This window comes from Liquorilactobacillus sicerae, from assembly GCF_029916425.1.
GTDB lineage: Bacteria > Bacillota > Bacilli > Lactobacillales > Lactobacillaceae > Liquorilactobacillus > Liquorilactobacillus sicerae.
Map to the genome: position 1 here is coordinate 1 of NZ_JAHAVQ010000208.1, position 466 is coordinate 466.

1 protein-coding gene is annotated in these 466 nt (G+C 40.8%); it reads left to right on the forward strand.

Features of this window, described 5'->3' with window-relative positions; all coding sequences use genetic code 11:
* Nucleotides 1-26: 26 nt before the first annotated feature.
* A partial coding sequence (locus KH893_RS12030; RefSeq protein WP_281166310.1) for an FAD-dependent oxidoreductase occupies nucleotides 27-466 on the forward strand: 440 nt, incomplete at its 3' end.

The following is a 466-nucleotide window of genomic DNA, read 5'->3' on the forward strand; positions in this document are numbered from 1 at the left end:
GCTTACATGCTGATGGAGGTGTAATTATGGCGACTGGTGGTGTTGTTGGGGCTCAAGCAACCGATATTGATACTGTCGTAATCGGATCAGGTCCCGGAGGCTACGTTGCTGCTATAAGAGCGGCAGAATTAGGCCAAAAAGTTACAATTATCGAAAGTACTTTTATTGGCGGTGTTTGCTTAAACATTGGCTGCATTCCCTCCAAAGCTTTGATTAATGTTGGCCATCATTATCGCGATGCCGTTTTTGAACAACCCTTTGGTTTGAAAAGCAGCGGAACCGAACTAGATTGGAAAACAACCCAAGAATGGAAACAGAAGAAAGTTGTTAACCATTTAACCGGTGGAGTAGAGATGCTCTTGAAAAAGCATCATGTCGATATTATCCATGGGGTTGCTTCTTTTGTTGATAATAAACAAATTAATGTTTTAAAAGGCGACGACCATGAACTTTTTCAGTTTAATAA